Source organism: Rhizobium sp. Rhizsp82, from assembly GCF_047325115.1.
Classification (GTDB): domain Bacteria; phylum Pseudomonadota; class Alphaproteobacteria; order Rhizobiales; family Rhizobiaceae; genus Rhizobium.
On sequence record NZ_CP168572.1, the window covers coordinates 22,619 to 34,901 of the forward strand.

General features: G+C 58.1%; 12 protein-coding genes. 4 read left to right on the forward strand and 8 right to left on the reverse strand.

All coding sequences use genetic code 11. The features are described from left to right. Window positions 1–11: 11 nt before the first annotated feature. The 8 genes from trbL to traI are packed head-to-tail and all read right to left on the reverse strand — an operon-like array spanning window position 12 to window position 6,886. Window positions 12–1,187 (reverse strand): P-type conjugative transfer protein TrbL, encoded by a 1,176-nt coding sequence (gene trbL, locus ACEN84_RS32255; RefSeq protein WP_413712598.1) that lies wholly within the window; start codon window positions 1,185–1,187, stop codon window positions 12–14. After that, the gene (trbK, locus tag ACEN84_RS32260) at window positions 1,181–1,381 is read right to left on the reverse strand and encodes an entry exclusion protein TrbK (RefSeq protein WP_413712599.1); all 201 of its coding nucleotides are present in this window, start codon (window positions 1,379–1,381) and stop codon (window positions 1,181–1,183) included. The genes trbL and trbK overlap by 7 nt, the downstream gene beginning before the upstream one ends. Next, a complete protein-coding gene (gene trbJ, locus ACEN84_RS32265; protein ID WP_413712600.1) occupies window positions 1,378–2,181 on the reverse strand; it encodes a P-type conjugative transfer protein TrbJ in 804 nt (267 codons plus the stop codon). Before trbJ ends, trbK begins: the two co-directional genes overlap by 4 nt. Then, a complete protein-coding gene (locus tag ACEN84_RS32270) occupies window positions 2,153–4,609 on the reverse strand; it encodes a conjugal transfer protein TrbE (protein ID WP_413712601.1) in 2,457 nt (818 codons plus the stop codon). Before ACEN84_RS32270 ends, trbJ begins: the two co-directional genes overlap by 29 nt. Before the next feature lie 9 nt (window positions 4,610–4,618). Then, window positions 4,619–4,918, reverse strand: coding sequence for a conjugal transfer protein TrbD (locus ACEN84_RS32275; RefSeq protein WP_413712602.1), 300 nt, complete (start codon window positions 4,916–4,918; stop codon window positions 4,619–4,621). Then, the gene (locus ACEN84_RS32280) at window positions 4,911–5,282 is read right to left on the reverse strand and encodes a TrbC/VirB2 family protein (protein ID WP_413712603.1); all 372 of its coding nucleotides are present in this window, start codon (window positions 5,280–5,282) and stop codon (window positions 4,911–4,913) included. Before ACEN84_RS32280 ends, ACEN84_RS32275 begins: the two co-directional genes overlap by 8 nt. After that, window positions 5,272–6,249 (reverse strand): P-type conjugative transfer ATPase TrbB, encoded by a 978-nt coding sequence (trbB, locus tag ACEN84_RS32285; RefSeq protein WP_413712604.1) that lies wholly within the window; start codon window positions 6,247–6,249, stop codon window positions 5,272–5,274. Before trbB ends, ACEN84_RS32280 begins: the two co-directional genes overlap by 11 nt. A gap of 10 nt (window positions 6,250–6,259) precedes the next feature. Next, the gene (gene traI / locus ACEN84_RS32290; RefSeq protein WP_413712605.1) at window positions 6,260–6,886 is read right to left on the reverse strand and encodes an acyl-homoserine-lactone synthase TraI; all 627 of its coding nucleotides are present in this window, start codon (window positions 6,884–6,886) and stop codon (window positions 6,260–6,262) included. A 358-nt stretch (window positions 6,887–7,244) separates the two neighbouring features. On the opposite strand from traI, the gene repA reads away from it, so the two are divergent. The 4 genes from repA to ACEN84_RS32310 all read left to right on the forward strand — a co-directional run bounded on the left by repA (window position 7,245) and on the right by ACEN84_RS32310 (window position 12,001). Then, a complete protein-coding gene (gene repA / locus ACEN84_RS32295) occupies window positions 7,245–8,477 on the forward strand; it encodes a plasmid partitioning protein RepA (RefSeq protein ID WP_413712606.1) in 1,233 nt (410 codons plus the stop codon). Window positions 8,478–8,577: 100 nt separating this feature from the next. Next, the gene (gene repB, locus ACEN84_RS32300; protein ID WP_413712607.1) at window positions 8,578–9,585 is read left to right on the forward strand and encodes a plasmid partitioning protein RepB; all 1,008 of its coding nucleotides are present in this window, start codon (window positions 8,578–8,580) and stop codon (window positions 9,583–9,585) included. A gap of 187 nt (window positions 9,586–9,772) precedes the next feature. Continuing rightward, window positions 9,773–10,987, forward strand: a complete 1,215-nt coding sequence (gene repC / locus ACEN84_RS32305; RefSeq protein WP_413712608.1) for a plasmid replication protein RepC — start codon at window positions 9,773–9,775, stop codon at window positions 10,985–10,987. Between the two features lie 159 nt (window positions 10,988–11,146). Beyond that, window positions 11,147–12,001, forward strand: a complete 855-nt coding sequence (locus ACEN84_RS32310; protein ID WP_413712609.1) for a hypothetical protein — start codon at window positions 11,147–11,149, stop codon at window positions 11,999–12,001. Window positions 12,002–12,283 lie beyond the last annotated feature (282 nt).

A 12,283-nucleotide genomic window follows, 5' to 3' on the forward strand; every position in this document is an offset into this window, starting at 1 on the left:
TCTGATTGCTGTTAGTCTTTGCGTTCGGGAGGTGGCTTCGGCCCGCTGTGCCCGCTGCGCGCCTGATCCAGCTTGGAATTGGCAAGACCGAGTATCGACCCGGCATAGGCGCCGGGAGAGCCGATGGCCTTCTCCTTGGCAGCTGAGCCGGCCGCTTTCCCCGCGGAGCCGATACCTGCACCGAAGCCACGAAGAGCGGCACTTGCGACGGATGAACCTGCAGCGCGCGCGGCCTGGGCAGCCGCAAAGCCTGCACCCGCCGCACCCGCCGCGAGGAAACCGGCGCCCGTGGCAAAAGATGCCGCCTGGCCGCCGTGACGGATTGCTTCCGTGCCGCCTGAGACGGAAGCGCCCTGAACGACACCCTGAATGATGTTTGGCACGTACATGGCGATGATGAAGACCACGACCGAGATTCCGGCGATGGCGAGCGTCGTGACGAACTGGTCTGAGGAGGCGGTTGGCGCGTTTGCCAAGCCCATCAGGACCTCGGATCCGATCTTTGCGATCATCACCAACGCCATGAGCTTCATGCCGACGCCGAAGGCGTAGACGAGATAACGGACCGCGAAGTCTTTGGTGAAGGAGGATCCCCCGAGCCCGAGCATGATCATGCCGGCAAGTAGGCCGACGTACATTTCCACCATGACCGACACAAAAATCGCAGCGACCAGCGAGAAGCAGATGACGACGACGCCCATTGCCAACACAGCCGCGATCGCCAAAGCATTGTCCTCGAACACGCCGAATTGTGCCTGCTGCGACATTTGGGAGGCAACCCGGATGCCGGCGTCGAACACTTCGGCGGGCGACGCCGATCCGCCGCCGGCGCCAATCTGGAAGAGGCTGTCGACGACCGCTCGGGCAAAGGTCGGCCCCTGCGTGAGAACAAAGGCGAAAAAGCCAATGAACATGATGCGCCGGACAAGCTCGGCAAACCAGCTGTCGAGGGACGCCGCCTGGATCGCCAGCCAGACCGCGGCAATGCCCACCTCGATCGTTGCCAGGATCCAGAACAGAGATTTCGCCGCATCCATGATGGTGGTCTCCCACCCTTTAGCGGCGGTCGAAACCTGATTTTCCAGTTCGGTTAGCACTTGTCCCTGTTGAGCGAAGGCGGGGGCCGCAAAGACGAGGCAAAGGAAGCCCGCGATCACGAATGATCGTTCAAGATTAGATTTCACCATCTTGGACGCATCTCCTGGCCATCCTTGATCGGCGGCAACTCTTTGTCGGAGCCAAAAAACTTTTCGCGAGCGGCACGCTGCTCGTCAGTGAGCGGAGGTTTGCCATTTTCTCTGATGTTGATGACCAGCACCGCTGCAGCAGCCGAGAGACCGGCAACGAGTACGAGCAAGGCAATGACGACCGCGCGATTCACCAGCGGGGCTCCATCTTCTGACCTTCTGGAATGCTCCTGACCTCGGCGTTGAAGAATTTCTCCCGCCGCGCCTGCGCCAGGTCCTTGTCGGTCTGCTCGGTCTGCAGCCAGGTTCCCATCATCGACATCTGTTGGGAGACAAGGCCGCGAAGCTTCTGCATCTGCGCGACTTGTTGTGCAGCGATTTCGTGCCCGACTTGCAGAGCTTTCATCTGCCCGTCGGCGGTCTCAGACATCGACCGCAGCGAGGACATCGTGCCCTCCTCGCTCTCGAACTGCTCGGAGGTCAGGCTTGCCGCCTTCAGTGTGCTGGCGATCGTGTCCCTGTTGGTGTCCGACCAGGACTGATATGTCGCCGAAAAAGAAGCATTGTCTGGCAGGTTGGTTTTGAGGCTCGAATAGCTCTGGAAGCGTTGCTGCAGCACGTCATCGGCATTGCCCATGGAAAACGAGATGCTCTGGCCCTGGTTGACGATGCTGCGCAACTGATTGAGGTCGCTCTCGACCTGCCCCCACATGTGCGACGGAAGGGTTGCGGTGTTCTGCAGCAGGTTCTGGTAGATATTGAGCTGCGTTTCGATCTGCTGCGCGAGCTGGCTGATCTGGGTGAGTTGGTTCTGGATTTGCTCGCCGGATTGGCCAACAAGAGATATGAGCTCACCATTGTTGAGGACCTGCGTCCATTCTGTCGCCGCCCCGGTGGCCGTGCCGGCGTCCGCGGGCATGACAGCGCCGATCGTCAATACGACCGCCGCCATACCAGCGACCAATCTATTCGACGTTGAGCAGCGATGCGGCATCTTGAACTCCTCTCGTTTCAAGCCAGTGGATCGGCCAGTCGCGGCCGTGTTCGGAACTGAGCGTGCGGATACGCTTCAAATCTTCCTTGCCAGAAGCGCCGACGAAGCTGAGCGCCACGGGGCCGAGCGCCATATCGAACAGCCGCCGGCCTTCAGGGGTGACGATGTAATATTCCCGCTTGGGGATTGCATTCGAAACGATCTCGATCTGCCGCTCGTTGAAGCCGATCCGTTCGTAGAACTCGCGGGTTCCGGGTTCCCGGGCGGCGCCGTTCGGAAGGCAGATTTTCGTTGGGCAGGATTCCTTCAGCACGTCGATGATTCCGGACCGCTCGGCGTCCGAGATCGATTGCGTGGCAAGCACGACGGCGCAGTTGGCCTTGCGCAGCACCTTCAGCCATTCACGGATCTTGCTGCGAAACACTGGATGGCCCAGCATCAGCCAAGCTTCGTCGAGAACGATCAGGCTCGGTGAGCCATCAAGCCTCTTCTCGATCCGCCTGAACAGATAGGTCAGCACGGGCACGAGATTGCGCTCGCCCATGTTCATCAGGTGCTCGATCTCGAAAGTCTGGAGCGCACCGAGTGTAAGGCCGTCCTGTTCCGCGTCGAGAAGCTGACCCATTGGGCCGTCGACCGTGTAGTGATGAAGTGCGTCCTTGATCTCGCGCATTTGCACGCCACTGACGAAGTCCGACAGCGACCGTCCGGCTGCGCTGACCATCAAGCCGATCTGGCGCGAGATCGCGTTGCGATGATCGGGGGTGATGGTAACACCCTGCAGGGTAACCAGCCATTCGATCCATTCGGTTGCCCATGCGCGATCTGCATCGCTCGCAAGGTCCGACAGCGGGCAGAAGGCCAGCGCCTTTGCTTCCTCTTGAGCGTCGCCACCGATCTCATAGTGATCGCCGCCGGCGGCGAGCGTCAGGGGAAGGAGCGAGTTCCCCTTGTCGAAGGCGAATATCTGGGCGCGTTCGTAGCGCCGGAATTGCGCCGCAATCAGCGCCAGCAGCGTCGACTTGCCCGAACCGGTTGGGCCGAAAATCAGTGTGTGACCGACGTCATCGACATGCAGGTTCAGCCGGAACGGCGTGGAGCCGCTCGCCACCTGCATCAGCGGCGGCGAGTTCGGCGGATAGAACGGGCACGGGGCCACCGGGTTTCCCGACCAGACGGAATTGAGCGGGATGAGATCGGCAAGATTGCTGGTGTTGATCAGCGGTTCGCGGATATTGCAATACCAGTTACCCGGCAGGCTGCCGAGATAAGCGTCGGTGGCGTTGAGCGTTTCGATCCGCGCCCCGAAGCCCTCCGCCTGGATAAGTCGGCGGATCGCCTCTGCCTTTTCCTGCAATGCTTCGCGATCGTGATCGAAGAGAACGATGACGGGCGTGTAATAGCCGTATGCGACCAACTGCGACGAAGCCTGGGCGATGGCGTCTTCCGTCTCGGTCACCATGGTCATGGCATCCTGGTCGACCGAACGGCTCTGCGTCTGAAAGAGCTGGTCGAAGAATGGCCGCACCTTCTGCTGCCATTTCTTGCGGGTCCGCTCCAGTTTCTGTCTTGCTTCCTGTGCATCGAGGAAAATGAAGCGCGAAGACCAGCGATAGGTGAGCGGCATAAGATCAAGGCTGTTCAGGACCCCCGGCCAACTCTCAGCCGGCAGACCGTCTATCGCCACGACGCCAAGGAAGCGGCTTTCAACCTTTGGGGTCAGGCCATGCTCGAGCTCAGCCGTCGCGATCCAGTCGAGATACATCGGCGCATCGGGCAGTCGGACCGGATGGTTCTCGCCAGTGATGCAGAAGCGAACGAATTGCAGTAGTTCATCGTAACGGGCGACCCGCTCCCCTCCCCTCTCTAAGACCTCGCGTGCTTCCATCCGGCGGATCGAAAGGGTGTTGGCGAGGTACTGCTCGATCTCGCGCACAGCGTTCTTGAAGACGAACAGCACCGTATCCGCATAGCTCTTCTTACGGCTCTCCTCGTCCGAGTAAATGTATTTGCTGAGCGCCGTTTTTTTGGACTCGAGCGGCCGATACGTGAGGACGAGCGCGTGTTTGCTCTCGAAATGCCCCTGCTCGCGCGCGAAATGTGCCCGTCGCTCGGCGTCGATCGCACGCGTAGTCGGATCGGGGAAATGGCACCGATCATCCGACGGATAGTCGAATGTCGGAATGCGTACCGCCTCGACCTGGATCATCCAGCCGCTCCCGAGCCGCGACAGGATTGTATTGATCTGCCGCGACAGGTCGTTGCGCTCCAAGTCGGTCGCGCTTTCGGAATCCGGCCCGGCAAAGTACCAGCCGGCCATCAGGCTTCCGTCTTTCAGCAGAAGGATGCCATTGTCGACGAGGCCGGCATAGGGGACGAGATCCGCAAAGGATGGGCCGCTGGCCCGGAAGCGTTTGAGAGCGACCATGCCTGCTCCTCAATACCGGCGCCACGGCGAGGAGGTCGCCTTGTAGTAATGCTTGTAGGAGATATGGCGAATATAGACCTGACGCATCAGTGGGTCCGCCTTTGCCATCATTCTCAGAAGCCCGACGATGACGATCCAGACGGCCACGCCGAAGAGCGCTGAATAGATCGTGAGAACGACGAAGATGAGGATGACGGCGGCAAGACCAGTGATCAGCACCAGTTCCCGGTCCGCGCCCATCAGAAGGTTCGGACGCGACAGCGCGCGGTGGATGCGGTTGCGTTGCAGTCCGGATGGGGACTCAGCCATGAGCCCCCTCCCCTTCTTCGCTTGTGGCTCGCTCGTGGGGTAGTCCGATCGAGGCGCCGGTGGCGCCGAAAAGACCGACGATATTGGTCGCGCCGAGCAGGATACCGGCGACGAGCACGACGTAGACGAGCCGCCGAGCGAAATCGTTGAGTTCGCCCCCAAATATCAGCATGCCGCCGGCGATCGCCACTGCGGCAAGCGCAATGGCGCCGGCGACTGGTCCGGTAATCGATTCCTGGATTTGTTGCAGCGGACCTTCCCACGGGAGGCCGCCGCCGGAACTCGCGAGAGCCGGGGCCACTGACACCAAGATGATGGGCGCTGCAAGGAGTGCTGCGGCAATAACAGCGTTTTTACGCGACATGGCGCGCCTCCTGTTCTTCCGTGAGCTCATCGGATTCTATTTCGTATTCGCCGCGGGCGTAGCGCTCGACCTGGATGACGTCGCGAACGCGCCGACCCCTTGCCGTTCGCTCGATCGAGATGATGAGATCGACCGCTTCTCCAATTACATCTTGCATCGGCTGCTGGCTGGCCTCAGCAGTCAGTTGCTCGAGACGACGAAGCGCCGACATGGCGGTGTTCGAGTGAATTGTGGAAACGCCCCCCGGATGTCCAGTATTCCAGGCCTTGAGCAGCGTAAGCGCAGCGCCGTCACGGACCTCGCCGACGACGATGCGGTCGGGACGCAAGCGCATCGTGCTTTTCAACAGCCGCGCCATATCGACAGTATCGCTTGTGTGGAGAAGGACGGCGTTCTCGGCTGTGCACTGGATCTCTGCTGTGTCCTCGAGGATGACGAGGCGGTCGTCAGGCGCCGACTTGACGATTTCGTTGATGACGGCGTTCGCGAGCGTCGTCTTGCCGGAGCCGGTCCCGCCGGAGATGATGATGTTGAGCCGGGACGAAATTGCGCTGCGGATCGTCAACGCTTGCTGTTCACTCATCACGCCGGAACGCACATAATCCTCAAGTGGGATCAAGCGCGAGGCGCGACGACGAATGGTGAATGCCGGCTTCGAGACGACGGGTGGCAAAAGACCCTCGAAACGATGGCCTCCGATCGGTAGTTCGCCTGAGACGATCGGCTGCTCGGTATCGACCTCGGATTGGAGCGCATGCGCCACCGTTCCAATCACCATTTCCGCCGCTGCAGACGACATTTCTCCTGCAGGTGCCACGCCATGGCCAAGCCTTTCGATGAATAGTTTGCCGTCCGGATTGAGCATGATTTCGACCACGGTTGAATCATCGAGAGCGACGCAGAGCTGATCGCCGAGCGCCTCCTGAAGCTTGCGGACAAGTCGAGGATGAGAGCGAAGCTGGTTCACGGCTTTCTCCTTAAGCTGCCTGGCCCAGAGGGCCGGTGATTTGAGAGCGATAGCTGGACGGGCGCAGCCTCTGAAACGCTTCCGCGTTCGCCTGTAGGATTCCAGCGACAGCTATGGTCACTCCGATACGGCTCGGCTCGCCAATGCGCCGAAGCGGCCAGCCGACACGGCTGAGAATGCGTTCGAACCGCAGATCGGTCACGGTAACAATCTCGGTGATGGCGTTCACGAGGCACCACTCGATGATGCCCGCAAACATGGTCAGCGTTACCTCATGCACCGAGCCCGATCCCCTGCCCTCCTCAAGGGTGGTATCAACGCAGAAGCGGGAGCTCTCGATCATTGCGGGATGGGCGTTCAGCCCGCCCTTCGGTAGAAGCGACGGAAAGACGTTCGTCACCATCGTCGGGCCAACAGTCGGCAGGAGCCGTGCGCAACCACCCACATCGCCGGCGTTGGAAACCGCCAACACGTAGGTTGGATTAAGAGTGTCGAACCCATCCGATTCCTGGCCATCTACAACGTTGACCTCCCAGCCCAGCCGCTCAGCGAAGACGCGAGCGCGTAGCCGGTGATGTTGCTGGATGAGCCGAGCTTCGTGAACATTCCGCGGTTTGGTGAGCGCGAAAACCTGCATGCAATTCTCCGTCGTCATTGATCGGCGGAGAAGTCAGCATGGAACAGAATTGAGCGATAGTTGGAGGATCCTGCAATGTTTGGCGAGTGAGTCGCACTGCGGTGATCGCCGAGTTTAGGGAGATCAGGTCCGTTCATACCCAACGCGGCCAGATTGGCTTGCAGGATTCACAGATAAACAGATCGAGAACGCGGAAGCGCGAATGATCTGCTAACTATCGGGAATGTATCGCCAAATAGGCTTGCAATCGGTATTTCGTCTCGCTTTCGTTAAACGGCTGTTAACCATTAAGTCCTTGCCAATGAAAGGGTTTTGAGTATCGTCACGGTAATTCTGCCGTTCTGGCAAAAAATCCGTGATGAGAGATTCTAACGTGAGCTTCGCGACACACTCGAACCGTAAGGCTTTGCCCAGCGTCGATGAAACCATTGGTGAGCAGGCCGATTTGCTGAGCTCCCACCTTCAGTCGATGAGCGAAGCGCTCTTTCCCCCGACCTCTCAAAAGATTCTACGCAAGTTCACCTCCGGCGAAGCCGCGCGATTGATGGGTGTATCTGATTCCACGCTGAGAAAAATGACCTTGGCTGGCGAAGGCCCTCAACCGGAAACGACGAGCAACGGTCGACGGCTCTATACTCTCTCCGACATCAATCAAATTCGGCAATTGTTGGCACAATCGACCCGCGGACGCGGAAGCATCGAGTTCGTCCCCCACCGCCGTCCAGGCGAGCATCTCCAAGTCCTCGCCGTGACCAACTTCAAGGGCGGGTCAGGCAAAACGACGACGTCTGCTCATCTTGCGCAATATCTGGCACTTCAGGGCTATCGGGTTCTTGCTGTGGATCTCGACCCGCAGGCGAGTTTATCCGCCCTGCTCGGCGTTCTCCCGGAACTGGATGTCGCGTCCAACCAAACCCTCTACGCTGCAATCCGATATGACCAGGAGCGCCGCGATTTATCTGAGGTTATTCGCCCTACCTATTTCGACGGACTCGATCTCGTGCCGGGTAATCTCGAGCTTATGGAGTTTGAGCACACGACTCCCAAGGCGTTGAGTGCAGGCGGCAGTGGTGAAACGCTTTTCTTCGCGCGTGTCGCGGAAGCACTCGACGGCGTTGCCGACAATTACGATGTGGTCGTGATTGATTGTCCGCCCCAGTTGGGCTTCCTTACCCTGAGCGGGCTGTGCGCCGCGACAGCGATGATCGTGACCGTACACCCACAGATGCTCGACATCTCGTCGATGAGCCAGTTCCTGCTGATGACCCGTGACCTCCTCGGTGTCGTCCGGGAGGCTGGTGGCGACCTCAAATATGATTTCATCCGCTATTTGCTGACGCGGTTCGAGCCACAGGACGCCCCCCAAACGAAAGTGGCGGCCTTGCTCCGGAACCTGTTTGACGATCATGTCCTTACAAATCCGATGGTCAAGTCTGCGGCTGTATCGGATGCCGGACTCACAAAGCAGACACTCTACGAAATCGGACGCGAGAACCTGACAAGGTCCACCTACGACAGGGCCATGGAAGCGCTGGATGCTGTAAACTCCGAGATTGAAACGCTTATCAAACTAGCCTGGGGCCGCGGGTGATGGGCCCTTTCAAAACCGTAAATGCCGGTCCGGCTCACCGGGTGTTGGGAGCTCCCAACAGAGCCGGAGTTTCGAGCTCGACTAGACCAGGAGATGCAATATGAGTAGGAAGGATTCAATCGACTCCCTCTTCCTGAAGAAGCCTGTTGCAACGGCTTCATCAGCGTCCAAGTCAGTCGACCGCGTGCGCACAGGCGCCATCTCGGCTATGGGCTCGTCGCTGCATGAGATGGCTGAGAATGCGAAACAGGCGAACAAACTCCAGCAGCAGCTCGCCGAAGGTGAGGCTGTCATCTCCATTGAAACCGCATCAATCGATATGTCGAAGATCGTCGACCGAATCGCAATCGATGTGGATCCCGCATTCGATGCTTTAGTAGCTAGCATCGCAGAACACGGACAGCAGGTCCCGATTCTCGTGCGGCCGAACCCACAGGCGTCGGGACGGTTCCAGATCGCGTACGGTCGCCGCCGTGTGAAGGCAGCGGAAAAACTCGGGCGTCCTGTCCGCGCGATTGTTCGCAACCTTTCGGACAGCCAGCTTTATATTGCCCAAGGCCGCGAAAACCTCGATCGAAAAGACTTATCGTTTATCGAGAAGGCGTTCTTTGCAAAGAACCTTGAAGACGATGGATGCGACCGGCCTACGATCATCGCAGCGCTTGTCTCGGACAAAGCGGATGTGAGCCGCTATGTCGCTATCGCGCGGCAGGTGCCTCACGACTTGGTCAAGTTGATTGGCCCTGCCCCGAAAGCCGGACGCGCGCGTTGGATGGCGCTCGTCGAACATCTCTCCTCCCCCGCCAAACTCGAAACTGCCCATGAGCTACTCGTTGGTTTCGCGGAGAGCAAACTGGAAAGCGACGCGCGGTTGGACGCGCTGTTGCGTGCCCTTAGCGAGCCGAGCAAGAAATCGCGCGCCACGAAGACGGACTTTTGGAAGACCCCGCTTGGAAAACGAGCTGCACGCGTCGAGGCGCGTGGAGGTAAGACGTCCATTACTTTCGAAGAAAAGGTCGTCCCAGCATTTGGACAGTTTGTTTCGGCGAAGCTGGACCAGCTTTACAAGGAATTTCAGGAACTCAATGCTAATGGAGATGAGCGATGAACTAACTCTGTGGTAGGTGGCTCAACCGCACTGACCCGGCAAAGAAAAAGGCCCCCGAAACGGATCCCGGAAGCCCTTCTCAATTAGTTCGCACCTAAGAGAATCGCATTTCCAGGAATCCACGTCAAGAGTCGTTGGCACTGTTTTGGTGAGCGTTTTTCTGTTGCCTTTTGAAAGGTAGAGGAAAATGCAGACAGAACACATAACGACGCCCTTTGGGCGGCGGCCGGTGACGCTTGCCTTGGTGAAAACTCAGTTTGAGTACGCTGGCATCAAGAAGGGCAAATCGGCTGACAAGTGGAAGATCTACCGAGACGCCTGTGACGCGCGTTCCCTGCTGGGGTTGCGAGATCGGGCGCTGGCAGTACTGAACGCCCTTCTGTCGTTCTATCCCGAAACGGATCTGATCGAAGGCGCCAATCTCATTGTGTTTCCATCAAACGCGCAGCTATCCACCCGTGCCAATGGCATAGCCGGCACGACGCTGCGGGAGAACTTGGCGCTTCTCGTCCAGGCTGGTCTGATCCTTCGCAATGATAGCCCGAACGGCAAGCGCTACGCCAGAAAGGGCCGAGACGGTTCTATCGAAACTGCTTACGGATTCAGCTTGGCCCCGCTGCTCGCGCGATCCGAAGAACTCGCACTCATGGCTCAGCGTGTTGCTGAGGAAAAGCGGCGCGTGAAGTTGATCAAGGAGAAGATCACCATCGCGCGTCGCGATATACGAAAGCTCATTTCCGCAGCGATCGAGGAGGGCGTTTCGGGCGACTGGCAGAGCATTGAGAACCACTTTGTTGCCATCATTAGCAGTCTTCGGACCGTCAATACGACCACGGGCCTAGAAGAAACCCTCGACGAACTCACGCTGTTGCGCGAAGGAATCGTCAACTTGTTGGAAGTTCAGCTTATTTCACGAGAATCCGACGCCAATGATGACGATATCCGTCATCACATACAGAATTCAAATACCGAATCCATCTATGAATTTGAACCTAGCTCTGGAAATGAGCTGGGCGAGAGGGCGAGGCAAGAACCGAGCCGCCAACGCGAGCCGATTAAGGGCTTTCCGCTGGGTATGGTCATTCGGGCATGCCCGCAGATTTCGGATTACGCGCCGGGCGGCAAAATCGAGCACTGGCGGGAACTGATGACAGCGGCGGTGGTCGTCCGATCAATGTTGGGCGTTTCGCCGTCGGCTTATCAGGAGGCTTGCGAGGTGATGGGGCCCGAGAACGCTGCTGTGGCAATCGCATGTATTCTCGAGCGGGAGGGCCACATCAAATCAGCTGGAGGATATCTGCGGGATTTAACCGCCCGTGCGGAAAGGGGCGAGTTCAGCCTCGGTCCTATGTTGATGGCACTTATGCGTGCCGGTGCTCCAGGTCAGGTTAGGTCGGCGTAGCGAAACGGCATTGAGGCATGGACGAAATCGCTTAGTTGGGAGCTCCCAACAAAAATAGATGCAAGGCGAGTTTTACCCAGCGAGGGAATTGTGAGAAACGGATACGCTGAGAAGGTTTCAGCCTATCCTTTGCCTACAACAGCTATGGGAAATAACCGAGTGACCATCGTCATCGCACAGAAAAAAGAAGAACAGATTCTTCTGCTTGCCGACACGAAAATTGGGAATGCGGGAGCGACTGGGCCCAATGTCATCCCAGGGCGATTAAAGCTGGTTGTTCTCGGAAATACGCTGACCGTGGGCTACGCGGGCAACGCCGATGTAGCAGGACTTGTCATCCGAGAGGCCAGAAAAGCCCTCGGTGCAAGGGGTGAGCAGGGAGCTATTGATCTTGTTCGAGAGGCATCTACCAGCGGTGAGACGGACTACATCATTGCCGCTCATAAACCCTGTGCAACTCTCTTGATGTTGCGCAGAGGGGCGGTGCTTGAAGTACCCGATATTTGTGCGATCGGAGACGTCTCTCCGTTTTCTGGATTGATAGACAAGGCGAGGACGGACACTGAATCGCTATTTAATAGCAACCTCAGGTCTCGTTTCTTCGATCGACTTTTAACAAACAAAGATCTCGGAGACACCGTCGGTGGTTTTCCGGTGGCGGTCGGCGCGAGTGGGGAACACCACCGCTACCTGGCCCATTCCGGTTTCTACACTTTTAAGTTCCCGACGCTTAGATGGGGGGAGGAAACACACCAGGATATTGAGCAGGTATATACTGGCGATGGTCATTTCGCACTTGGTGTTTTGCCACCGACGGTCCCAGGCGTACCGGTCTTCGGTGCATATTCGCTGCAGGGAAGGGTGGGCTACGTTTACTCCCCTATAGAGGATCCCGAAGCCTTTAGGGTTTCGCTCTGGCCGAATGGTCAGCCTTGGGAAGGGCACGAGCAGGAAATGTTTGACATCCTAAAACAGGAGCTTGACAAGCATGTCAGCGCAGTGGTCGTCAAATAAGCTCGGCCAATATCTCGCTTAAACCATCCCGATCGTCGGCGGTATCGCAGGGGTAATTCTTTCGCTGGTGGATCGAGTTGATATCGCCCGTGAGCAGCTGGCTTTATTGACAGTTGGCTCGTCCATAGTCACCCGGCCGTAAGTCGTGACGTCGTGACAGCCCGCCGTTTCGACGAAGTTCGTTGTCGTTTGGCATTTAACTGTAAGAATGTGCCCGTTCCGGCAGCACATGGCACTTAATTTGAGATTCGCCGGTTCGATTTTCGGCGCTTGACGCTCTCC

What these genes read in the sequence shown, in the direction of transcription:
- trbL (WP_413712598.1), bottom strand. Translation starts at nt 1,187, where the DNA reads ATGGTGAAATCTAATCTTGAACGATCATTCGTGATCGCGGGCTTCCTT.
- trbJ (WP_413712600.1), bottom strand. Translation starts at nt 2,181, where the DNA reads ATGCCGCATCGCTGCTCAACGTCGAATAGATTGGTCGCTGGTATGGCG.
- ACEN84_RS32270 (WP_413712601.1), bottom strand. Translation starts at nt 4,609, where the DNA reads ATGGTCGCTCTCAAACGCTTCCGGGCCAGCGGCCCATCCTTTGCGGAT.
- ACEN84_RS32275 (WP_413712602.1), bottom strand. Translation starts at nt 4,918, where the DNA reads ATGGCTGAGTCCCCATCCGGACTGCAACGCAACCGCATCCACCGCGCG.
- ACEN84_RS32280 (WP_413712603.1), bottom strand. Translation starts at nt 5,282, where the DNA reads ATGTCGCGTAAAAACGCTGTTATTGCCGCAGCACTCCTTGCAGCGCCC.
- traI (WP_413712605.1), bottom strand. Translation starts at nt 6,886, where the DNA reads ATGCAGGTTTTCGCGCTCACCAAACCGCGGAATGTTCACGAAGCTCGG.
- repA (WP_413712606.1), top strand. Translation starts at nt 7,245, where the DNA reads ATGAGAGATTCTAACGTGAGCTTCGCGACACACTCGAACCGTAAGGCT.
- repB (WP_413712607.1), top strand. Translation starts at nt 8,578, where the DNA reads ATGAGTAGGAAGGATTCAATCGACTCCCTCTTCCTGAAGAAGCCTGTT.
- repC (WP_413712608.1), top strand. Translation starts at nt 9,773, where the DNA reads ATGCAGACAGAACACATAACGACGCCCTTTGGGCGGCGGCCGGTGACG.